Origin of the sequence: Microbacterium sp. LRZ72 (assembly GCF_033792225.1) — a bacterium.
In the GTDB taxonomy this organism is placed as follows: domain Bacteria; phylum Actinomycetota; class Actinomycetes; order Actinomycetales; family Microbacteriaceae; genus Microbacterium.
Genome location: NZ_JANGEX010000014.1, coordinates 48,066 through 68,063 on the forward strand (window position 1 = coordinate 48,066; position 19,998 = coordinate 68,063).

A 19,998-nucleotide genomic window follows, 5' to 3' on the forward strand; every position below is an offset into this window, starting at 1 on the left:
GGTTGCCATCATGTTTCAGGTGTATTCCCCTGGGTAAAGTTTTGCGATTTCGTCGTCATCTCAGAGGTCGAGCACCAGCCGCGCGCCGTTGCAGCGCGAGACGCACACCATCATCAGGTCGGTATCGGCGTGCTCCTCGGGGGTCAGAACCGAGTCTCGGTGATCCACGGAACCCTCGACGACGACGGTCTCGCAGGTGCCGCAGTACCCCTCTCGACACGAGGACGCCACGGCGACGCCGGCCTCTTCGAGCGCGCTGAGCACGGTCTGATTCGGCGCCACGGCGACGTCGCGGCCGTCCTGCGCCAGCGTCACGACGAACGTGCCTTCCTCGCCGGAATCGGTCGCGACATCAGCCTCGTGCGGCGGCGCGGTGGCGTCGAACGCCTCGGTGACACAGACGATGCCGCGCCTGTCGGCGGCCTCCCGTGCGGACTGCATGAGCGAGCCGGGTCCGCAGCACACGATGGCATCGACGGTGGGCATCTCCTTCAGCACGCGTTCCACGTCTACTCGCCCCGAAAGCCCGGAAAAATGCGGCAGAACGCGGTCTCCGAAGCTATCGACAAGTTCGGCGAGCCCGAACATCGTCCCCTCTTCACGCCCCGTGTACACCAGTCGCCACGCGATGCCGCGAGCCTCGGCGGCCCGCACCATCGGGAGGATCGGGGTGATCCCGATGCCGCCGGCCAGGAACAGCAGGCGGGGGACGTCGGTCATCGGCATCCGGTTGCGCACGGCACGGCAGTCGACGGTGTGGCCCGGGGTGAATTGCTCGTGGACGCGCCTCGAGCCCCCCGTGCCGTCCGGGCGCAGAAGCACGGCGATGCGCCAGACCGTCTGATCCACGGGGTCGCCGCAGAGCGAGTAGTGCCGCAGGAGTGGCCCGCCGAGATCGAGCTCGACGTGGGCGCCCGGTTCCCACGCTGGCAGCATCCGGCCGTCGGCCGCCTCCAGCTCGGCCACGAGGACGTTCGGCACGGGCCGCGAGACGTCGCGAACCCTCAACTGCAGTGGACTCATCCTGCTTCCTCATCTCTTGATCCAGGTCCCAATTGTTACCACAATCAACAAAGGGATCGTCATGAGGAGCGGACTAGGCGGTGATTCGCATGCGGGTTCCCCGTCGATCGATCTGCTCGACGCGCAGATCGTGGGCCTCGGGGATGCCCGCTTCGATCAGCGCGTGCCACACGGCCTGAAGCCGCCCGCGAAGCCGATCCGAGAGGCCGGCCTCGATGGCGACGAGTGCGGTCGAGGGCAGCGCCGGGTCGGGGCTGCTCGCGGGGCCCTCGAGGAGCCCCGCCCGCCGGCGGGCGGCCACGACGCCCTCGAGCACGGAGCGCGCGTCTTCGTCGCCCTCCGTCCACAGGCGCAGGAGCCGCAGGCAGACCAACGCCTGGGCGGGGGCGTAGGTGACCTCGGCCGCGCGGGCGCTCTCGATCTCGGCCACGACGAGACCCCCGTCAGCGCCCAGATAGAGCGCATCCGCCGCGGGTTTCATCGCGGGCACGTAGCCCGGGATCTCTGCTCGTTCCACCGCGGCGATGATGTCGGATGACAGGTCGGCGACGACCTCGCGCCTCGTGATGCCGCGGAACGCTCCCAGAAAACGGCCCGCGAGAAAAGTCAGATCCGGTGAGAGACGCAGCCCGGCGACTGCGACCGCCGAGCCTGTCGACAGCGTCGGGGCGATCTCGGTCAGCAGCGCCGCGAGCGTCTCGCCCACCCATGCGGCATCGGTGAGCGGCAGCCACGCAGCCCACGGGATCAACGATGGACTCCCCAGGAGAATGCGGCCGGGGTCGACGCGCAGGCGGTGCGGCTGCCACGTGATCTCGAACACGCGCCGCAGCCCGACGAAACCGATCAGCCTGTTCACGTGGGCGTCGTGGTCCGCCCAGAAATCGATGATGATCGGGTGTTCCGACGACCGTGACAGAGCGCCGAGCGGGGCCAGGTCGCCGCCGGGAGCCGCGAGCTCCACGAGCGCGGATGCCGGTCGGCGATCCCAAGAGTAGCTGCGCGCGAGGTCGTTCCGGCTGTGTTGCGCGCGCATCCGAGCTCCTTTCCGTGTCGGGGGTTCAGTATGCGCGTCGACCGAAACCGCCCCCAAGAAGCACGGAGAAATGAAACACGGTGGTAACAATTCGGCCCGATACTCGAAGCAGCACTTGGTCTTCGTGGAGCCTCGCGAGTATCGCGAGCCATGCCGGGAACACGTGAAGTGTCTCAATCAGTCAGCGTCCGCGTCTCGCGGTCGCGCTTCGAATGAAGGAGACAGTCATGTCGTTTTCCGTACCCTCCATCGATATCACCGCCTATGTGCAGGGCGGGTCCGCCGAGGCCAAGCAGTCCGTCGCCCGGCTCGCCGATGCCGCCTGTCGCGACGTCGGCTTCGTGCAGGTGCACGGGCACGGCATCCCCGACGAGGTCATCGCCGGGCTCGCCAGCGCCATGGACGACTTCTTCGTGGGCAAGGACCTCGCCGAGAAGTCCGAGTACCGCACGCCGCCCGGGATCAATCGCGGCTACGCGCCGCCGAAGTCCGAGGCGACGAGCCTCAGTCTCGGCGTCGAGCCGGCCAACAAGATGAACGACTTCTTCGAGGCGTTCAACATCGGTCTCGATCGTTCCTACTACCCGGGGGCCGACCTGCCCGAGGGTGACTATCAAGACAACCTGTGGCCGAGCGACGAGTTCCGCGAGCCCGTGGAACGCTATTTTCTGCAGGCCCGCCAGGTGGCGTTGACGTTGATGGAGGTGTTCGAAGACGCGCTCGGCCTGCCCGAAGGGTACTTCGAGGCCCGGTCGCGGAACGCCACCGGCACCATGCGCATGAACAACTACGCGCTCACCCCGGGTCTTGCAGTCTCGCTCGACGGCGACCTGCGCGGCATGGGCGAGCACACCGACTACGGGGTGGTCACGGTGCTGTGGGCCGACCAGGTGAAGGGCCTGCAGATCCTCGGCAACGACGGAGCGTGGTACGACGTCAACCCCGATGACGGCGCCCTGCTGGTGAACCTCGGCGATGTGACCGCCCGGTTGACCAACGACCACTGGATGTCGACGCTGCACCGGGTGAAGCCGCCGGTCGTGAACGGAACCATCGAGCGCCGCAGGAGCGTCGCGTACTTCCACAGCTTCGACTGGGATGCCGTGGTCGAGCCGCTGCCCGAATGCGTGGGCGAGGGGGAGAGCCCGCTGTACGAGCCGATCACCGTCCACGACCATCTGCACGCCAAGCTGCAGGGGTCCCGCGCGGGCGTGGCGAACACCAGCGCGGTGCGCGAGAGCACGCGGGTGCGCGCCTCGCTCTGAGCGCGGGCGGGTCGCCAGAAAACGTCGCCTCGGGGCGGGGAAGGCGACGTTTTCTGGCGAGCGGCGGGCGGGATATGAGGATCCGCAACGGTTTCGCGTTACGTTCTGCAATCGCCCCGAGCTGCGGCTCGCTGAACGACCGCCGCAAGCCGTTTCGTCTCGCTTCGCTCGCTCAACGACCGCGCGCGGTCAGCCGGGCAGGTAGCGGTGCGCCCAGCCCCGCGGGGTGCGCGTGTACTCCACGCGGCGGCTGGGAGCATCGGGGTGCGAGACCCAGAACAGCATCCGGTGCGGGGTGACGCCGTATCCGACCCAGCCGTCCGGCTGCGAGGGGTCGGGATGCTGCGCGGCGAAGTCCGCCCACCGCTGCTCGCGCTCCTCACGGGGCAGGCGCGCGTTCTCGGCCATGTTGAGCCACGCGAGCTGACGCAGGTACGGCGACCTCGTCGCGTAGGCGCGCGACACTTCAACGGCCGGCGCCACATCGGCCGTGCCCTGCACCACGAGCTGGCGGGTGAAGCCCGGCCACAGGATCGTGAGCGACACCCTCGGGTTCGCCGCCAGATCGGCGACCTTCCGGCTGTCGGCATCGGTGTGGAAAAAGAATCGCTCGCCGTCGAACTCGCTGAGCATCACCGTGCGGGCTCGCGGAAAGCCGTCGCCGTCGATCGTCGAGACGGTCATCAGCATCCGCTCTTCGCCGTCCGCGGGCAGCCACTGCGTCGCGAGGGCGGCCGGATCGGCCCACGGCGCATCGGACTGCACCGGGTCGGTCGCCCGGTCGATGAGCGGCACGTCGACGATGAGTCGACCCGTGATCGTTTCCATGGAATCCCCTACCCGAACTCGAAGCCGTCGATCTCGGTCAGCGCCTCGCCGACGAAGTCGACGCCGCGCTCGAAGATCAGCTTGCCCTCCGCAGCGTTCGCGCCGGTCGCATCGCCGATCACGCCGGTCGGGCCGAAGTCCTCGCTCGTCCAGCCGAACATGACCGGCTTGCGGTTGAACCCGATGTGCGTCATGGCCGCGATCTTCTCGGGTACGTTGCGCGGCGGCATCGCGGGCGCCACCAGGTGCGGCGCCAGGTGCATGACGATCGAGGTCTCGCCGAACCCGGCGTGGATGCCCTGCCCCAGCTCGTCGGGACGGCCGTCCCGGCCGTCGCCCGCCGCCCCGGCGCCCGCGGGCATCGAGAACGAGCGCAGCCCGAACCGGCGCCGCAGCTCGCGGTTCGCCCAGCCGAGCAGCATGACGTTGCCGCCGTGCCCGTTCACGAACGCCACGGTGCGCACCGGCGTCATCGCGATCGACCGTCCCAGCTCGATCAGCTGTTCGAGCAGGGTCGTGCCCTCGATCCACAGGGTGCCCGGTGCCCAGTGGTGCTCATCCGATTTGGCGTACTCGATCGTCGGCAGCAGCCAGGCGTCGATCCCGGATGCCGCCACCCTCTCCACCGCGGCCGATGCCACGGCCTCGGCGACCAGGGCATCGGTGCGCAGCGGCAGGTGCGGGCCGTGATGTTCGATCGCCCCGATGGGCACGACCGCGATCGACCGCTCGGAGGTCGCCGCCACGAGCGAGGGGCCCGACAGGTCGGCCCATCTGCGGGAGGCGGGGATGAATGGCGCCGTCATCGGATCGCTCCCTTGGTCGGACCGGCGTACTCCGGGTTGAGCTTGCCGGGATTGAGTAGCCCCGCCGGGTCGGTGCTCGCCGCGAGCGCCACCGTCTCGTGCAGCCGGAAGTCCACGTTCCACTGGTGAGGGTTGTGCACGCCGACTCCGAGCTCGTTGAGCTTCGCGATGCCGTCGTAGACCGCCTCGGGGCTCTCGTAGACGCCCGCCAGCATCCCGATCGGCACCGCGTGGCCGGCCTCGACGTGCAGCAGGCCGCCCGGGTACACGGCGTGCACCTCGTCGATGCGGTCGATGAGCGCGTCGCCCGACACCTCGACGTGGAAGTACACGCCCGGCTCGGACTTCTGCAGCCACTCGATCGGGTGGTTGTAGCTGAGCACCGAGATCGCCGCCGAGACCCCGGCTCCCTCGCGCACGTCCTCGACCCGCCCGCCCGCGCCCTCGATGATGGCGGATGCCGCGGCCACCAGCGACGCATCGACGATCATGCGCAGCGAGCTGCGCCCGGCGGGGAACGCGTCGTCGGGCGGAAGCTGGGCGGTGATGTGCGGAGTGTCGGCCGACACCAGCCGTGGCGCCGGCTGCAGGCGCCCGAGGGTGCGCAGCACCGAGAGCGAACCCGTGAAGTCGGGGAACGAGGCGTAGAGCCCGCGCCAGTCCTGCAGGGGCTCGAGACGCACGGTCGCCCGCGCGATGATGCCCGCGGTGCCGTAATTGTGCACGAACCCGAGCGCCTCCTCACCCTCGACGTGCTGCAGCACCCCCCCGAGCGGCGTGACGACGTCGAGCGCGGCGACGAAGCCCATGTCGTTGGTGCCGTGCGCGATCGTGCCCGTGCCACCTGAGCCGCCGCCGAGGAACCCGCCGATGCTCGAGTGCACGGTCGAGGGGTACATCCACAGCTGCTTGCCCTCGGCGCGCGCAGCCTGTTCGAGCGCGTTCATAGGGGCCCCGGCATCCGCCGTGATCGTGTCGCCGTCGATACCGACGATCGTGCGGGCGCGCGAGGTGTCGACGACCAGGCCGCCCCGCATCGGGATCGCCTGCCCGTAGTTGCCGGTGCCCTTGCCGCGCGGTGTGACTGGCACCCCGTGCTCGACGGCGAGCGCGACGACCGCCGCGATCTGCTCCGCGGTGGTGGGAAAAGCCACGAGATCGGCGATACCGAGGGGCAGCAGCTCGGCGATGATCGGGGACATGCGGGAGCCGTCGACGGATGCCTTCTCTCGCTGTCTCATGTCGCTGCTGACACCGCGGGGGCCGAGCAGATCGTTCAGGTCCGCCTCGAGGGCGGCGTAGTCGGGGTGGTTCATGTGTTTCCTTTCGTGGCTTCAGGAACGCGGGTTCCGCGGGGCTGACGGCGCCGTGTGCGCGGGGCCGATAGCCTGCACGGATGAAGGATGGGGCGGCGGGGCGGCGTGCGCGGCGGGCCGACATCGACGAGTCGGCGCGAGCGCTGGGGGCACGCATCCGTGCGCTGCGCAAACAGCGCGGGATGACGCTGACGCAGGCCGCGAGCGAGGCCGGTCTGTCGCACTCGTTCCTCAGCCAGGTCGAGCGGGGCCTGGAGCGTCTGAGCATGGTGTCGCTGTTCCGCGTCGCGAACGCCCTCGGCACGACGCAGCAGGACCTGCTGACCGAGGACCCACCCGAACGTCCCCCGGGCAGCTACCACGTGTACCGGCAGCAGCCGGGATCGACGGTGGATGCCGGCTCCGGCTCGGGCGACGTTGTCGTGCTCGCGGCGCAGCGCGCGCGGTTTCTGCCGATGATCTTCTCGGGCGCGTTCACCGACGACGGCATCTGGTGGGGGCACGATGAGGAGGAGTTCGTCTACGTGCTCGAGGGAGAGCTGATCGTGGTGCTCGGTGACGCCGAGGTGCACCTGCGCGCGGGTGACGCCACCTACTACGAGAGCGGGGTGCGGCACCAGTGGCGCACCCCGGAGGGCGTGACCTGCCGCGTGCTGGTGGTCAAGGAGCAGCAGCACGACCGGTGAGGGCGGCATCCACCCGGTCCGCGTCGCGAGGCGAGGACTTTCGCGCGAGGTAAGGACCTTTGCGCGTGAATTGCCCTCGTGTGGTGCGAAAGTCCTCACGTGGTGCCGGGTGGAGGGGCGGGTGCCGGCGTGGGGCGGGGCCGCCGAGCGGGTCACGAGCTGCCCCCGCCGAGTTCGGCGGCCACCTTGGCCAGCGCCCGGGCATAGGCCTGCTCGTCGCCGTCGCGTGCGGCGCCCGCGATGACCACGCCGCCGACTCCTGGTACCTCGAGCAGCGAGCGGGCATAGGCCAGGGCCAGGCGGATGCCCTCGCGGTGCATGTCGCGCGCGGCGAAGAGTCGTCGCAGGTACCCGGTGGGCAGCGTCGCGGCGTGGAACGAGGCGAGCAGCTCGGCGCCGTCACGGTCGACGACGAGAGGCACGCCCGGCAGCACCGGCACCCGCGCGTCGGCCGCGGCGCAGCGATCGATGAAACGGGCGACGTCGTCGGCGTCGCCGCAGTACTGCGTCAGGCACAGCCGTCCGCCGGCGCGCTGCTTCTCGCGCACCCGCCCTCCACGCGCCTCGACCGGGGGCGCGTCGGGGGATTCGGCGAACGAGGTGAGCAGTCCGAGGGCGCTCGCCCGGGGCAGCAGCGTCGTCGACTCGAGGTCGAAGACGGGCTGCGCGTCGGTGCGATCCCCCGTGCGGGTGTGATCGCCGGTGACGCAGTGCACGCCCGCGACGCCGACGTCACGCAGCGCGGCGAGCTCGCCATCAAGCGCCACGCGGTTGCGGTCGCGGGTGTTCAGTCCGACCCACGCGCGCACGCCCGACCGCGCCATCAGCGCAGCGCGATACGACGGCGAGAACTGCGTGCGCGAGCGCCCCGCATCGCCCGACAGCGCGGCGTCCATGCTGCCGCGCAGCACGTCGGCGGTGCGCGCGACGTCGTCGGAGTCCATCGCTCGCCCGGGGAATCCGGTCATGATCAGCGGCCGGTGCGCGAGAATATCGAGCACCTCGCTACCGGCTGTCGTCGCGATCGCGGGGGCGGTCACACCAGCGGATGCGGGGAGCCCGGGCCACCGCACGGGAAGCGCCTCGTCGAGGAACACGCACGGAGTCGGAGCCACCTCACAGGTGCCGTCGGGGTTCACGCCGCCGCACGGCCCGTAGGTCATCGCCTTGGGGCAGTCCGCGCGCCGGGCAGGACCCGCGGTCGAGGTCAGCACGGCATCCACCCGCCTAGACTGCCCGCGTGAGCGAGACGAGCGACGCGAGTGATGGCGCGATCGGAATCGCGTCGTGGCTGGAGCGACTCGCCGCCACGGCTCCTGCCCCGGGCGGAGGAGCGGCGGCGGCCATGACCCTCGCTATCGGCGCGGCCGTTGCCGAGATGGCGGCCGGCTACGCAGCTGCGGAATCCCATCGCACCGCGGCGCTTTCGGCCGCCGCCGACGTGCGTGCGCGGGCTCTCGGCGCCGCGGACCGCGACGCCGCGGCATCCGCACGGCTGGTCGCCGCATACCGCCTGCCCGACGGGGATGCCGCCGACGCCGAACGTGCTGGCGCCCTCGCCGAGGCGGCCGGAGCGAGTCTGGCGATCGCGGCGGCTGCGGCATCGCTCGAGCCGACGCTGCGCTGGCTCGCCGTCTACGGCGACGAGCGGCTGGCGCCGGACGTCGTCGTGGCAGCGCGGACGGTCGCGGCCGCCCTCCGCGCAGCGGCCGCGACGGCCCGCAGCAGCCTGTCGGCGCTGCCCGCCGGGAATGCTGCGCGCGAGGACGGTGACCGAGCCGAGCTCGACGCCGTGACCCTCGCCGACGAGCTCGACGACCTGGCGGGGCGGGTCACCGGCACGCTCTGAGGCTCGCGCGACAGGCCCCCGCCCCGGTGCCGCGGGGACGGGAGCGCGCCGCGGCACCGGGGGGAGACCTGTCATGTTGCGCGGATTCTCGTCAGTCCATCGAGATCGACGTGTCGATGAACTCGTTCGTGTACAGCGACGCGGCGTCGATCGCGCCGGCATCCGCCTCGGTCAGCGAGCCCGACGCGATCAGGAAGGGCGCGAAGTCGTCGAGGATCGACTGCATGCGCTCGGGGTCGAACTGGCCGAACACCCCCGAGGCGGGGTCGTTCTGCACGATGCCGAGGTCGACCTGCTGCTGAACCGAGTACTCGGCGACCTCGGCGGAGTACGTCCAGCCCGTGTCGTACTGGTCGACCAGATCGATGATCAGATCGTTCGTCTCGGCGGGGTCGTTCAGGTAGTCGAGCTGGGACTGCTGCATGATCGGCACGAGCTTCGCGAGGCAGTCTGCCTGCTCCTCGACAGCGTCGGCACGCACGGCCAGCGGCTCCGGATAGATCGAATAGCCGATGTCCGACAGCAGCTGGAATCCGACGGGCTTGCCCCACTCGCTGATCTCGTTCTCGTAGATGTACGGTTCGGCCGTCGCGAAGCCCTGCTGCAGGATGCTCGGGTCCGACACGAAGCGCTGGGGTGTGCCCTCGTAGCTCAGGTCGATCTGCGACTGGTCGATCATGCCCTGGGACTCGAGCAGCGCGGGGATGACGTCGCCCGAGGTCACGACGATCGCGCCATCGGCCGTGGCCTCCTCGATCGTCTCGGCACCGTCGTGGCTCTCGGGATCCCACATCAGGATCTGCGGGCTCCACGTCATCTGCGAGGTCACCGCAACGGTGGGCTGGTCCGCGGCGGCCACGATGGCGGCATCCGTGTTCACAGCGCCGAGCAGGATGTCTGTGTCGAGGTACATCAGGGCGGGCACGGGCTGGAAGTTGACGTTCGGTCCGCCGGGGCGAACCTCTACGTCGACGCCGGTGTCGACCCCCTGCGCGACGAGCGTCCCGGTGACGGTCTTCATCTCGGTGTCGACCGTGTAGTCGTCACCGACGAGGGCATACATGGCGCCGTGCTCGGCCTCGGGCTGCCAGTCCTGCTGCAGCACGACGGTGGCGGGGCAGACATCCGACAAGTCGAGCGGCCCGCCGGCCTCCGCGGCGGGTGCGGCCTCGCCCGGTGCGGCCGAGGGTTCGGATTCGGGCTCGCTCGAGCAGGCGGCCAGGCCGATCGCGAGCGTGATCGCGGCGCCGGCGGCGAAAGCGGGGCGCAGGCGCGCGGTGGGGGGCAGTGTCAGCAAGGGTTCCTCCAGGTGTGTGATGCGGCGTGGTGCGGGACGGTGCGCGGCAATCAGGTGTTCTTTCGCCCGAACAGTCGGCCGACGATGGCGCGGTCGAGAGCGGCGAAGATCGAGAAGACGAGGACCCCGAACAGGGCGGTGAAGATGATCGCGAGGAAAAGGGACTCCATGTTCAGGCGCAGCGTGTAGGTGCGCAGCAGGCCGCCGATGCCCTGCGAGCCCTGCTGAAAGAAGAAGTCGCCCACGATGGCGCCGATCACAGCGAGCCCGGCCGCATTGCGCAGCCCGGTGAAGATCGAGGGGATCGCGGCGGGCAGCTGCAGTTTGGTCAGGCGCTGCCACCGGGTCGCCTTGTTCAGCGTGAACAGGTCGTGGGCGCTGGCCTCGGCCGACTGCAGCCCGAAGAGCGTGTTCGAGATCATCGGGAAGACGGCGATGATGACGCACACCACGATGCGGGCGGGGATGCCGTAGCCCATCCAGATGCCGATCAGCGGCGTCAGCGCGAGGATCGGGATGGTCTGCAGGATGACGGCGTACGGGTACAGTACGCGCTCGGCGATGCGCCACTGCGACATCAGGATCGCCCACCCCATGCCGATCGCGACGGCGAGGCCGAGGCCGATCAGCGCGACGCTGGTGGTCTGGCCCAGTGCGACGAGCATGGGCCCGATGATCTGCGGATTCCCCAGTGTCTCGCCGAAGACCTGGTGCGGCGGGGGGAGGAGGAACCGGCGGTCCTCGCTGAGGAGCAGGTACGAGACGGCGTACCAGATCACGAGAATGCCCACGAGGGCCAGGACGATTGGCATCGCCCGCGACCCGGCGGCGCCGGCCGCGCGCGAGAAGGTGCGGGAGCTCCCCGTGGAGGGCGGGATGGGAGCGGCGGGAGCAGCGTCGGGCACCCGCACCGTCGGGGCCGTGAGGGTCTTCTCGCTCATGAGTTCTCCTCCAGCGTCTTCGAGATGTGACCGGCGATGCGCCCGAACTCGGGGTCGTACCTCAACTCCGGGGGCCGCGGATATGACCACGGCAGCTTGATGTCCTCGACGATGCGGCCGGGCCGCCCACTCATCACGAGCACACGGCTCGAGAGGTAGACGGCCTCGGAGATCGAGTGGGTGATGAACATCGCGGCGAAGGACTTGATCTGAAAGATGCGCTGCAGCTCGGTCTGCATCTTGAGCCGGGTGATCTCATCCAGCGCGCCGAACGGCTCGTCGAAGAGGGCCAGCTGTGGTTCGGCGACGAGAGCTCGGGCGATCGAGACCCGCATGCGCATGCCGCCCGAGAGCTGGCGCGGATGCTGCTTCTCGAACCCGAGCAGCCCCACCAGCGCCAGCGCATCCCGCGCGCGCTCGGTGCGCTCGGCGGCCGAGACGCCCGCCAGCTCGCCGACGAGCTCGACGTTCTTCTGCGCGGAGCGCCACTCGAGCAGGGTCGGGTCCTGAAAGACGAAGCTCGTGACGGCGGCATCCACCTCGAGGGTCCCCGCGCTGATCGTCTCGAGCCCCGACGCGAGGCGCAGCAGGGTGGACTTGCCGCAGCCGGAGGGGCCCACGACCGAGACGAACTCGCCGCGCGAGACCGAGAGCGACACGTCGGCGAGGGCGCGGGTGCCGGTGGCGAAGTCCTTGGTGACGTCGTCGAGACGCAGCGTCGGTGCCGTCGGGGTATGGGCCGTCGAGGAGCGGTCCGTCGAGGTGCGGTCCGTCGAGGGGAGGGTCATACGCGCATCTCGCTTCTCTCTCGCAGAGGCACGGCGGTGGAATGAACGCTCCGGGTCGCGACCACGCGCCCGTCGCGCACGACGATCCGGTCGGGCGCACGCTCGGCGAGCGCCTCGGCGACCGAGGTGGCCCGCACCAGAATTCCCTCCGCGACGTCGCCGACGGCCCCCGTCGCGGGCGGCAGACCGAGCAGGCGCCGCCCCGCCGCGACCACCTGCCACGCCCGACGGGGCGAGAGGTGGCCTGCCAGCACGAGGGCGGTCGCGACATCCACCATGTCGCCGTTGCCGAGCGGGTTGAACGGATCCTGCACGTTGTCACCTCCGGCAACGAGCACGACCCCGGCATCGAGGATCGCGTTCAGCGGCGGAATCGCTCGCGGCATCGCGACCGGATGCTGCCAGCCCTGCAGGTAGAGGTTCGTCAGAGGATTGGTGATGATGCTCACCCCGGCCTCGGCCGCGGCATCGAGGGCGGCGGCCAGCCGTGCGGGGGGCTGGACGGCCAGACTGACGCAGTGGCCCGCCGAGCGGGTCATGTGCGCGGGCCAGTCGGCGGTGCGGTGGGCGAGATCGATCAGGTCGAGCGAGTCGGGGTCGAGGTTCTCGTCGGTGTGCAGGTCGATCCCGATGCCGGCCGACTCGGCGAAGGCGGCGGCGCGGTGGATCTCGGCGCGGGGGTTGTCGCTCAAGTGCGGGGCCGCGCCGATCAGGTCGATCCCGAGCGCGATCGCGTCACGGATGAGCGCGTCGTCGATCAGCTGCCCGTGCATCGCCACGATCTGCACGTCGACCAGCCCGCGATAGTCGTCGCGGGCATCGAGCACCGCACGGATGCCGCGCAGCGGGTCGGCGCCCTCGTGGTAGTTCACGTGGGTGCGTACCGCGGTGACCCCCGCACGCAACGCGGCGTCGAGCTGACGGCGCGCGTTCGCGGCGATCTGCTCCTCGCGCAGCGACGCGCCGTGCTGCTGCCAGCACGCCACCGCGTCCTCGAGCGACCCCTCCGGTTCGCCGAACATGCTCCACGTGTACGCCTTGTCGATATGGGCGTGCAGGTCAGCGGCGGGCGGCAGCAGCATCCATCCGGTCGCGTCGACGTCGGTCTCGGGCTCCGTGGCGGAGTCGGAAACCGCGGTGCGGGCGATTCCGGGATCCGCGATGCGGCCGTCGACGATTCGGATGCCGGCGGTCGTGCCGTCGGCGAGGCTGACGCCGCGCAGGCGGGCGATGGCCTGCCCGGGCAGCAGTTCTTCGGGGAGCGTGACGGGCATGTGTGGCGCCTTTCGCATCGGTTCGAGACCGTGGCATCCTGTTGGCGTGGCCAACAAAAGTTCGTGGGACACATTCAACGCGTGCCGTGTTTCGCCCACGGGCGGAACGTGTTGCAGCCCTGTTACGCATGTGGGGGTCGTCGTGGCGGCGGCCGGAGTCGCGGCTAATGTGAACGGCCGGAGACCCGAGGAGAGACAGTGAGCTTTTTCAGTGACGTGGAGCGCGACCTCGTGGTCGCCGGTCGCACGGATGTCGCGGCCGGTGTCGTGGCCATCGAGCTGGTGTCGCCGAATGGGCGTGACCTGCCGGCGTGGACGGCCGGGTCGCACATCGACCTGATCGTGCCGGGGCCCGAGGGGGGTGAGGTCCTGGAGCGGCAGTACTCGCTCTGCGGTGACACGGGTGATCGTGCGGTGTGGCGCGTCGCCGTGCTGCGCGAGGACGCGGGGCGCGGCGGGTCGGCGCGTGTGCACGAGGGCGTCACGGTGGGGCAGCGGGTCCGGGTGCGCGGGCCGCGCAACCACTTTCCCTTCGTCGCGACGTCGGGCGAGCGCTACCTGTTCGTCGCGGGCGGCATCGGCATCACCCCGTTGCGGGCGATGGTGGCGGCGGCGGATGCGGCGGGCGCCGACTGGACGCTCGACTACGCCGGGCGCTCGCGCACCACCATGGCGTTCGTCGACGAGTTGACCGCCGCTCATCCCGCACGGGTGCGCGTGTACGCCGCCGACGAGGGCGCGCGTTTGGACGCCGCGGTGATCGCCGCGGAGGCGGGGGAGGGCACCGCCGTCTACGCCTGCGGTCCGTCGCGCCTGATCGAGGCGCTCGAACGGGAGATCGCCGCGGCCCCCGAGGGGGCGCTGCACGTCGAGCGGTTCGAGGCGAAGGAGTTCGGCGACCCGGTGTGGCCCGACCTGTTCGAGGTGGAGCTCGCCCTGAGCGGCGACGTCGTCGTCGTGGATCCGGGCCAGTCCGTTCTCGACGCCATTCGGGAGCAGTCGCCCGAGACGACCGTGCTCTCGAGTTGCACGCGCGGCACGTGCGGCACCTGCGAGGCCCCCGTGCTCGAGGGTGAGGTCGAGCACCGCGACTCGATCCTCACCCCGTTCGAGCGCCAGGAATCGGCCGTCATGATGGTGTGCGTCTCGCGTGCGGCGTGCCCGCGACTCGTGCTCGATCTCTGACGCGCTACCGCCCAACCCGAGCGCGGAGGGTGCCGACGAGGTCCTGCTCGTCGGCGGTGACGAGCCGGTAGTCGCGCACGACGACCCTGCCGCCGACGATCACGTGTCGCGGCCGGCGCCCGGGTGCGGCCCACAGCAGCCCGGCGACCGGGTCGGCGACACCGGCATCCGCTGCCCCCGAGACGTCCCACACACATGCGTCGCCGCGGGCACCCGGTCGGAGGTGCCCGATGTCGGTGCGCCCCAGGCCGGCGGCGCCGCCGGTGGTGGCCATGCCCAGCACGGTGCGCGCAGGCAGCTGCGGACCCACGAGCCCCGACACCTGCATCGCGAGGCGCGCGTCGGCGAGCAGGTGACCGGCGTCGTTCGAGCCTCCGCCGGACGTGCCGAGACCGACGGCGAGGCCGGCGCCGAGGAGCCGCGCAACGGGGGCGATGCCCCATCCCATCGGCACGTCGCAGCCGGGCGCGTGCGTCGCGGTCGTGCCGCGATCCGCGAGCAGGGCGATTTCGGCATCCGTCACATCGCACAGGTGCGCGATGGTGACGTCGGGGGCGAGCCACCCCCAGTCCTCGAGCAGCTCCAGGGGGCGGCGGCCGTAGCGTTCGAGGGCGATCGCGGTGTCGACCTGCTCGTTCGCCTGCGTGCGTCGCCGCAGGCCGTGCCGGCGCGCCACCTCGCCGAGCGCGCGGAAGGTGGCTTCGGGATCGGAGTGCACGCCTGCGGGTCCGACCGCGACCTGCAGCATGCCGTCGGCCGTCACGCCCCCGGTGTGCCCGGAGGCGAGCAGGTCCGCCACGATCGCCTCGGCGCTCGCCGCCGCGGCCATCGCGTCGTCGCGCGCCGAGCCGCGAACGAAAGCGAGGCGCGCTCCGAGCGCCGCAGCCGCGTCGCGGACCGAGCGCGCGATGGATACGGTGTCGGCGATCGGGTCGCCGCCCGCGGCGGACGGGTCGGGCCAGTTCAACTGGTGGTCGGCGACGGTGGTGACACCCGACAGCAGCGCCTCGGCGAGGCCGACCGAGGCGGTTGCGCCGGTGAGCGTGGAATCGATGCCCGCGGTGGCATACGCGGTCGCCATTGCGGGCAACCAGTCGCGCATCGGCACTCCTCGCGTGCCGGGCAGCGTGCGGAAACCCGTCTGCAGCAGGTGGTGGTGGGCGTTGACGAGCCCCGGCGTGACGATGCAGCCGTTCGCGTCGAGGGTGTCGGCTTCGGGCGCTGCCGGCGTGGGGGACTCCATGACCCTGCCGTCGTGCCCGATCACGAGCGCGCCGTCGCGCTCGGTGTCAGGGTCGATCACGAGGCGGTCGGCGCCGGTGACGGCCAGCATCCGTGGCGATGTCATGCGGCGCGCCTCAGGCGATCGCGAGGCCGCTCACGAGCGCTCCGGCCTCGTCGGACGCGAGGGGCGTGGGTGTTCCGCGCGTCACGAGCCGGGCGAATCCGCCATCGTCGGCCATGACCGTGACCGTGTACAGCTTCTCGGTCTCGGACCTGTTGATGATGCGGTGCTCCGAACCCGGCTGCAGGACGAGGACATCGCCCGCGGTCAGGTCGACGCTGGCGTCGTCCGAGAGGGCGGTCGCCTGGCCGGAGAGGACGAGGAAGATCTCGGCCGAGTCGGCGTGGGAGTTGAGGGGCTGGGCCCCGCCCGGCTCCCAGATCTCGAGGAACACGCTGGCGCTCGAGCCCTGGTCGGGCCCGGCGAGCTCGCACAGGCGCACGGTGTCGCCCGTGCTGATCAGGTACGCCGGAAGATCGGTGATCTTCCGGACGATGGGTGCGTCACCGCTCATGGTTTCTCCTTCATCGAGGTTGGCCTCCGGTGGCGACAAGCTACACACCTCATGTTTCGGATTGATTGACTCCTTCTGCTGCCGTCGATCCGGCGCGAGGCTCGCGTCGGATCGTGGCCGGGTCGCCAAGGAATGTCGCCTCGTGGCCCGGGAGGGGACGATTCTTGGCGAGCCGTGGATGGGCGCGTGTGATCCGCGGGAAAACGGCGGATGCCGCGGCGCGATGTGTGGCCGCGAGCCGATGTGCGGGTTCGGGGCGGCGGTGGCCGGCGGCATCCGACACAATGGGCGGGTCGGCGATGCAGGAGAGGTGGATGCCATGAGCGACGAGAACCCGGGGGCGCACCTGAGCGCCGAGGTGATCGAGGGAACGTTCGACCTGGCGCGGGAGGGGCGCACCGGACCGCTGGGCGAGATGCTCGACGCCGGCGTGCCGATCGACACCCGCAACGCGCGCGGCGACACCCTGCTGATCGTGGCGACCTACGCGGAGCAGCCCGAGACCGTCGCCGAGCTGCTGCGGCGCGGCGCCGACGTGGATGCCGTGAACGGCATGGGTCAGACGGCGGTGGCGTGTGCGGTGTTCCGCAAGGATCCGGTGGTGCTGCGGGGCCTGCTCGAGGCCGGCGCGAACCCCGACCTGGGCTCTCACACGGCTGCGCAGATCGCCGACCAGTTCGGGATGCCCGAGATGAAGGCGGTGCTCGAGGAGTTTTCGCGGGGGTGAGTCTCGCAGGTCGCCGCGGCCGCGGCATCCGCTGCCTTACACGACGTGCGCCGATGCGGCCACCCCTTTCCGGTCGGGCGACGGGCTGACTAACGTGCCCGATGAACGTGCAGCCAACGAAAGGGGTTCCCCTATGTGGAAGAAGAAGCTGCTGATCATCGGGCTCGCGATCGCTCTGATCGTCGCCGTGAAGTCGGGCGCGAAGCAGGGAGCGGTGCGGTACGCGGGCGCGAAGGATGCCGCCGAGGCGGTGTGGAACGACCGGAACGTGAAGAAGATCCGCAAGCAGGCCGGCAAGCACTACAAGAAGGGTGCGCACAAGGCGGAGAAGGCCGCGAAGAAGGACAAGGCGAAGAAGGTCCTGGGTGCGGCGGGGGTCGCCGCGGCCACGAAGGCCGCGCAGAAGCGCAAGCAGCGCACGCACGGCTGACGGGGCCGGCTGGTCGAAGTTCGGTTGAGCGCGGTTCGCTGATCGCGGTTCGGGGAGAAGGGACGGGCGAGATGACGGAGAAGAAGGACGCTGACGGCGTGGGGTCGGAGGGGACGATTCCGGACGACCCGAAGGGAGTGGCCGCCGGGCACACCGGTGAGCCGACCACCTTCGAGCCGGAGGAGACCGAGCCGGAGCAGGTCGAGTCGGACGAGGGTGAGCTGGAGCAGTAGGCGGGCCGGCTTCGGGTCGTCTCGGCGCGAGGACTTTCGCGCGGCGCGAGGTGTTTCGGCGCGCGCGAATACTCCTGTCGGGCCGAAGTCCTCGTGTCGCGCCGGGCATGCGGGACGCCGCCTCTCAAACTCTCATGAAGTCGTTACATTTGTGCCCGCCGATCGGGGGTTTTCGGGCCGCTCAATGTCGGAGGCCCTCGGCAGAATGAGGGTATGAATCAGCTGCTGCAGACCCTCGCCGAGGTCGATGCGGCGCTGGGCGCGGCGGCGACTGCGACGCTGGATGCCGGCGATGTGTCCAGCATGTCCGACGACGACGTGCTGACGGCGATGTCGCTCGCGGCCAGCATCTCGCGGCGGGCCGAGGGGCTGCTCGTCGAGACCGCGAACGTGGTCGACGAGCGCTCGCGCGGGCCGGTCGGCGAGCGGGCGACGACGAGGGCCGGATGCCGGTCGGTCAACGAGGTGCTGCAGCGTGCGGCGCTCGTGGGGCCGCTGCTGGCGGCGGGGGATCGCGCGCCGGCTGGGGCGCTGATGGCCGCGGATGCTGCGCTGGCCGACGCGGCACGCGGGGTGCGGGTCGGCGCGGACGGCGGCGACGCGGGCGAGGGCGAGGCCGGCGAGGGTGACGCAGACGCCGGCGATGGCGGCGAGCGGGGGCCGGCGGCATCCGTTGCGGATCTGCGCACGATCGCGCAGATGTGGGCGGCGGCGATCGACCCGGATGGTGCCGAGCCGGCCGAGGCGGTCGCGATGCGCAAGCGCGGGCTGACGTTCGGCGCGGGTCGTGACGGAGTCGTGCCCGTGCGCGGCGCGCTGCTGGCCGAGGTCGCGGCGCAGCTGCAGCGCATCACCGACGCGGTGGTGAATCCGCGCGGGTCGGGTGCGGGCGGGCCGGTGTTCCGCGAGGAGCACCAAGACGAGTACCGAGGCGAGCCCGAGGACGCGCCCGCCGACACCCGCACGCGTCCGCAGAAGATGCACGACGCCCTCGCCACCGCCCTCGACGTCGCGGCCCGCTCGGGTGAGCTTCCGACCGTCGCCGGCGGGGCTCCGACACTCGTGGTCTACGCCCGCGACGAGGACCTCGAAGCCGGCACCGGCTGGGCCGAGCTCGAGGGATGCGACGAGCCCGTGTCGATCTCGGTGGCCACGCACGTCGGATGCTGCGGCACCCTGCAGCGCGTCGGGTTCGACGCGTTCGGGCGGGTGGCGAGCCTCGGCATCCGCGACCGGGTCTTCAACCACGTGCAGCGCAAGGCGATCTCGCTGCGCGACGGCGGATGCGTCATCCCCGGGTGCGGCGTGGCGGCGGCGTGGTGCGAGATCCACCACGTCGAGGAGCACGCGCACGGCGGCGCGACGCATTGCGACAACGGAGTCTTGCTCTGCTGGTTCCACCACCGCACGCTCGGGTCGTCGGGGTGGGATGTCGCGATGTTCGACGGGGTGCCGCACGTGCGCGGGCCCGGGTGGTGGGATGCGCAGCGACGATGGATGCCGGGACGCGGTTCGCGCACGCGGCAGCTGGCGCAGGCGGGGACTCCGCCCGGCGGGTGAGTGGGGCGTGCGGTTTCGGCTCGCTGCGCTCGCTCAAGCGCCGGGGCTCGACCGCCGGGTGCTCACCCTCGCGTGCGTAGGGTTTGTCACGGCCCCGGCATGGTCGGGCGTGAGCGCCGCGACGCTACCGTGATACCCATGGAGAAGACGGGCGCCCCGCGCGGCGTGCGCATCGCGCTGGCCGTCGTGGCGTCGTTCAACCTGATCTCGGCCCTCGCCGGGATGATCGGGCTGACCGTCGGCGGCGGGCTCGGCATCCCTCTCGAGTGGATCGAGGGGAGCGTCTTCACGTCGTACTTCTGGCCGGGCGTCATCCTCGGCGTGCTCGTCGGCGGGCCCCAGGCACTCGCGCTGCTCGCCCAGCGCGGCCGCTACGCCCTGGCATGGGCGCTGCACGCCGCCGCCGGCCTGGTGATGATGATCTGGATCTTCGTCGAGATCGCGATCATGCTCGTGTGGTCGCCGCTGCACGGCATCTACTTCGCGACGGGCCTGATCCAGACGGTGCTGGCCGTGCTCGCCCTCGGCGCGTGGCCGCGGCCGTTCCTGCGGCGCTGATCGGGCCCGGGTGGGGCGGGTTTCGGCTCGCTTTGCTCGCTCAACCGCCGGGGGCCGGCTCGCTGCGCTCGCTCAACCGCCGGCCGAGCGACGGGACTTGAACCCGATACTCACCCGTCGAGGTCGCGCTGCGCGTGCGTGACCGAGCAGTAGACCTGCCGCCCCGACACGCGGTAGGCCGCGCCCGGTTCGACCTCCCCGCCGCACTCGGCGCAGTACTCGACGAGCCTGCCCCACAGAAAACTCGGCACGAACGGCCGCCAGGCCGGTTCGAACGGCGGTGCGTACCGCCTTGCGTTGTCGGCTGCCGCCCCCGCGGCGAAACCGGCACCAGTGATCCCCACCATGGTGTCCCCAAACCCCAGTTTCCCCCACTCCTTCGTGGATGCCGGGAGCC

22 protein-coding genes are annotated in these 19,998 nt (G+C 70.9%); 9 read left to right on the forward strand and 13 right to left on the reverse strand.

Going from position 1 to position 19,998, the window contains the following annotated elements:
* Positions 1–60 precede the first annotated feature (60 nt).
* A complete protein-coding gene (locus M4I32_RS12730; protein WP_319034855.1) occupies positions 61–1,023 on the reverse strand; it encodes a PDR/VanB family oxidoreductase in 963 nt (320 codons plus the stop codon).
* 73 nt (positions 1,024–1,096) lie between these two features.
* Positions 1,097–2,059, reverse strand: coding sequence for a hypothetical protein (locus M4I32_RS12735; RefSeq protein ID WP_319034856.1), 963 nt, complete (start codon positions 2,057–2,059; stop codon positions 1,097–1,099).
* A 227-nt stretch (positions 2,060–2,286) separates the two neighbouring features.
* Here M4I32_RS12735 and M4I32_RS12740 point away from each other — a divergent pair, with 227 nt between their 5' ends.
* Positions 2,287–3,324: an isopenicillin N synthase family dioxygenase gene (locus tag M4I32_RS12740; RefSeq protein WP_319034857.1), complete on the forward strand. Its 1,038-nt coding sequence runs from the start codon at positions 2,287–2,289 to the stop codon at positions 3,322–3,324.
* Positions 3,325–3,513: 189 nt separating this feature from the next.
* On the opposite strand, the gene M4I32_RS12745 is transcribed toward M4I32_RS12740, so the two are convergent.
* Genes M4I32_RS12745 through M4I32_RS12755 form a run of 3 tightly spaced genes read right to left on the reverse strand, consistent with a single transcriptional unit; the run spans position 3,514 to position 6,274 of the window.
* Positions 3,514–4,152: a pyridoxal 5'-phosphate synthase gene (locus M4I32_RS12745; protein ID WP_319034858.1), complete on the reverse strand. Its 639-nt coding sequence runs from the start codon at positions 4,150–4,152 to the stop codon at positions 3,514–3,516.
* An 8-nt stretch (positions 4,153–4,160) separates the two neighbouring features.
* Positions 4,161–4,958 (reverse strand): creatininase family protein, encoded by a 798-nt coding sequence (locus M4I32_RS12750; RefSeq protein ID WP_319034859.1) that lies wholly within the window; start codon positions 4,956–4,958, stop codon positions 4,161–4,163.
* Positions 4,955–6,274: an FAD-binding oxidoreductase gene (locus M4I32_RS12755; RefSeq protein ID WP_319034860.1), complete on the reverse strand. Its 1,320-nt coding sequence runs from the start codon at positions 6,272–6,274 to the stop codon at positions 4,955–4,957. The genes M4I32_RS12750 and M4I32_RS12755 overlap by 4 nt, the downstream gene beginning before the upstream one ends.
* 80 nt (positions 6,275–6,354) lie before the next feature.
* Here M4I32_RS12755 and M4I32_RS12760 point away from each other — a divergent pair, with 80 nt between their 5' ends.
* Positions 6,355–6,960 carry an XRE family transcriptional regulator gene (locus M4I32_RS12760; protein WP_319034861.1) on the forward strand — a complete coding sequence of 202 codons (606 nt, stop codon included), beginning with the start codon at positions 6,355–6,357 and terminating at the stop codon, positions 6,958–6,960.
* A 152-nt stretch (positions 6,961–7,112) separates the two neighbouring features.
* Here M4I32_RS12760 and M4I32_RS12765 read toward each other — a convergent pair whose 3' ends face one another.
* Positions 7,113–8,183, reverse strand: coding sequence for a methylenetetrahydrofolate reductase C-terminal domain-containing protein (locus tag M4I32_RS12765; RefSeq protein ID WP_319034862.1), 1,071 nt, complete (start codon positions 8,181–8,183; stop codon positions 7,113–7,115).
* A 17-nt stretch (positions 8,184–8,200) separates the two neighbouring features.
* Between M4I32_RS12765 and M4I32_RS12770 the strand changes: the two genes are divergently transcribed.
* Positions 8,201–8,809 (forward strand): cyclodeaminase/cyclohydrolase family protein, encoded by a 609-nt coding sequence (locus tag M4I32_RS12770; RefSeq protein WP_319034863.1) that lies wholly within the window; start codon positions 8,201–8,203, stop codon positions 8,807–8,809.
* A gap of 91 nt (positions 8,810–8,900) precedes the next feature.
* Here M4I32_RS12770 and M4I32_RS12775 read toward each other — a convergent pair whose 3' ends face one another.
* From M4I32_RS12775 to M4I32_RS12790, 4 genes are read right to left on the reverse strand one after another with little or no spacing between them, the layout of a single operon-like run.
* On the reverse strand, positions 8,901–10,106 hold the full coding sequence (locus tag M4I32_RS12775; protein WP_319034864.1) for a hypothetical protein: 1,206 nt from the start codon (positions 10,104–10,106) through the stop codon (positions 8,901–8,903).
* A 50-nt stretch (positions 10,107–10,156) separates the two neighbouring features.
* Positions 10,157–11,047 carry an ABC transporter permease gene (locus M4I32_RS12780; RefSeq protein ID WP_319034865.1) on the reverse strand — a complete coding sequence of 297 codons (891 nt, stop codon included), beginning with the start codon at positions 11,045–11,047 and terminating at the stop codon, positions 10,157–10,159.
* Positions 11,044–11,835: an ABC transporter ATP-binding protein gene (locus M4I32_RS12785; RefSeq protein WP_319034866.1), complete on the reverse strand. Its 792-nt coding sequence runs from the start codon at positions 11,833–11,835 to the stop codon at positions 11,044–11,046. Before M4I32_RS12785 ends, M4I32_RS12780 begins: the two co-directional genes overlap by 4 nt.
* Positions 11,832–13,109 carry an amidohydrolase family protein gene (locus M4I32_RS12790; RefSeq protein ID WP_319034867.1) on the reverse strand — a complete coding sequence of 426 codons (1,278 nt, stop codon included), beginning with the start codon at positions 13,107–13,109 and terminating at the stop codon, positions 11,832–11,834. Before M4I32_RS12790 ends, M4I32_RS12785 begins: the two co-directional genes overlap by 4 nt.
* 198 nt (positions 13,110–13,307) lie before the next feature.
* On the opposite strand from M4I32_RS12790, the gene M4I32_RS12795 reads away from it, so the two are divergent.
* On the forward strand, positions 13,308–14,294 hold the full coding sequence (locus M4I32_RS12795) for a PDR/VanB family oxidoreductase (RefSeq protein ID WP_319034868.1): 987 nt from the start codon (positions 13,308–13,310) through the stop codon (positions 14,292–14,294).
* A gap of 4 nt (positions 14,295–14,298) precedes the next feature.
* Here M4I32_RS12795 and M4I32_RS12800 read toward each other — a convergent pair whose 3' ends face one another.
* Complete coding sequence (locus M4I32_RS12800) at positions 14,299–15,642, reverse strand: amidohydrolase family protein (protein WP_319034869.1); 1,344 nt, start codon at positions 15,640–15,642, stop codon at positions 14,299–14,301.
* 10 nt (positions 15,643–15,652) lie between these two features.
* Positions 15,653–16,093 (reverse strand): cupin domain-containing protein, encoded by a 441-nt coding sequence (locus M4I32_RS12805; protein WP_319034870.1) that lies wholly within the window; start codon positions 16,091–16,093, stop codon positions 15,653–15,655.
* Positions 16,094–16,412: 319 nt separating this feature from the next.
* Between M4I32_RS12805 and M4I32_RS12810 the strand changes: the two genes are divergently transcribed.
* The 5 genes from M4I32_RS12810 to M4I32_RS12830 all read left to right on the forward strand — a co-directional run bounded on the left by M4I32_RS12810 (position 16,413) and on the right by M4I32_RS12830 (position 19,601).
* Positions 16,413–16,820, forward strand: a complete 408-nt coding sequence (locus M4I32_RS12810; RefSeq protein ID WP_319034871.1) for an ankyrin repeat domain-containing protein — start codon at positions 16,413–16,415, stop codon at positions 16,818–16,820.
* 133 nt (positions 16,821–16,953) lie between these two features.
* Positions 16,954–17,250: a hypothetical protein gene (locus M4I32_RS12815; protein WP_319034872.1), complete on the forward strand. Its 297-nt coding sequence runs from the start codon at positions 16,954–16,956 to the stop codon at positions 17,248–17,250.
* Positions 17,251–17,321: 71 nt separating this feature from the next.
* Complete coding sequence (locus M4I32_RS12820) at positions 17,322–17,483, forward strand: hypothetical protein (protein WP_319034873.1); 162 nt, start codon at positions 17,322–17,324, stop codon at positions 17,481–17,483.
* Between the two features lie 213 nt (positions 17,484–17,696).
* Positions 17,697–19,043 (forward strand): HNH endonuclease signature motif containing protein, encoded by a 1,347-nt coding sequence (locus M4I32_RS12825; protein WP_319034874.1) that lies wholly within the window; start codon positions 17,697–17,699, stop codon positions 19,041–19,043.
* 138 nt (positions 19,044–19,181) lie between these two features.
* Complete coding sequence (locus M4I32_RS12830) at positions 19,182–19,601, forward strand: hypothetical protein (protein WP_319034875.1); 420 nt, start codon at positions 19,182–19,184, stop codon at positions 19,599–19,601.
* 110 nt (positions 19,602–19,711) lie between these two features.
* On the opposite strand, the gene M4I32_RS12835 is transcribed toward M4I32_RS12830, so the two are convergent.
* A complete protein-coding gene (locus M4I32_RS12835) occupies positions 19,712–19,948 on the reverse strand; it encodes a hypothetical protein (RefSeq protein ID WP_319034876.1) in 237 nt (78 codons plus the stop codon).
* Between the last annotated feature and the right edge of the window lie 50 nt (positions 19,949–19,998).